2 protein-coding genes are annotated in these 1501 nt (G+C 65.1%); both read left to right on the plus strand.

All coding sequences use genetic code 11. The features are described 5' to 3' along the window. A partial coding sequence (locus AB4Y86_RS18725; protein WP_441403636.1) for an FCD domain-containing protein occupies nt 1–1214 on the plus strand: 1214 nt, incomplete at its 5' end. Then, nucleotides 1214–1501 (plus strand): SDR family NAD(P)-dependent oxidoreductase (locus tag AB4Y86_RS18730; protein WP_441403637.1); only part of this gene is annotated, 288 nt, incomplete at its 3' end. The genes AB4Y86_RS18725 and AB4Y86_RS18730, both read left to right, overlap by 1 nt.

Here is a 1501-nt window from a genome sequence, read left to right on the forward strand (position 1 = left end):
CAGTTTCCTTCACCCTTGAGGCGAAAGACCGGGACGCCCTGGCCTTCCTGCCGGGTCAGTACGTCAACATAAAGGTCCCCGGCACCGACGCCGAGCGTTCCTATTCGTTCAGCAGCGGCCCCGAGGTGCAGGAGGCGTCATTCATGGTGCGGGTGACACCCCAGGGTGCGATGTCCGAATACCTGCGCGACCGGGCCGCTGTGGGCGACACTATCGAGTTCACCGGCCCCTACGGCTCGTTCTTCCTGCGTGAACCCAAGCGCCCCCTTCTGCTCCTGGCAGGCGGCACCGGGCTGGCCCCGCTCCTGTCCATCCTCGAAAAGCTTTCCGAGAACCCGCCGGCGGTACCGGTCCATTTGATTTACGGCCTGACCCGCGAAGCGGACATCGTTGGCCTGGACTGGCTCCGGGACTATGCGGCGAAGCTGCCTGGATTCACCTGGGACTACATTGCCTCCGAACCGGGCACCTCTGCTCCCCACACGGGCTACGTCACACAGATCATCGAGCCCGCCCACTTGAACGACGGCGATGTTGACATTTACCTGTGCGGGCCGCCCCCCATGGTGAACGCCGTGTCAAAGTGGCTGGATTCCGAGGGCGTCCAACCCGCCAACTTCTACTTCGAGCGTTTTGCCCCGAAGGAAACCACCGGCGGCGATGCCGAAACCGGTGCACCCGCACCCGCAGAGAGGATTGCCGCAGAAGGCGACACCATGAGCCGCAGCGAGGCTGTCTCTTCCTTGGAAACCGGCCGGTTGGATTTCCGCAAGGAGGACAGCTTCGCCCAGCTCGATGCCCGAATGGGCCTGGAGCTTGCGGTGAGCGAGCTGATGCTGGGCCGCCTCAGCGAGGAGCAACTCCATCAGTTCCGGCGCCTCGCCGAGGCCACCACGTGCTCGGTAGCTGCTGGCACCATCCAGCAACCGGACGAGTTCGCGCGGACCAACGAGGAGTTCCACGAATACCTGTTCATGATCTGCAGCAACCCCATGCTGCTTGAGTCCTACCGTCGGCTCGACGTCCACGCCCAGATGGCTGCGGCCTTCGAGGCAGGGACCCCCATCTTCGAGCGGGTCACGCAAGACCATCTGGACGTCGTTGACGCCTTTGAACGCCAGGACAAGGTGCGGGTGCGCGAGGTCATCATGGCCCACGCACACGATGCCAAAGAAACCATGGCCGGGGCCATTGACGCCAAGGCTGGCCGCTGATGACGCGGCCCTACGCAGGACAGTTCGTTACTCCCGGCCGGTACGCCGGCAAGGTAGCCATGGTGACCGGATCCGCCCAGGGCATCGGCCAGAAGGTAGCCGAGCGGATCGGTGCCGAGGGCGGCGCCGTCGTCCTCGTGGACCGGGCCGAGCTGGTCCATGAGGTGGCGCGAGGGATCCAGGAGGTCGCACAGACGTCCGGTTCAGGCGGCACGGCTACCTCGGTGACAGCGGATCTGGAGACTTTCGCAGGGGCACGGCAAGCCGTGGACGCGGCGCTCGACGCC

The organism is Arthrobacter sp. 2YAF22_2 (assembly GCF_052114645.1).
Classification (GTDB): domain Bacteria; phylum Actinomycetota; class Actinomycetes; order Actinomycetales; family Micrococcaceae; genus Arthrobacter.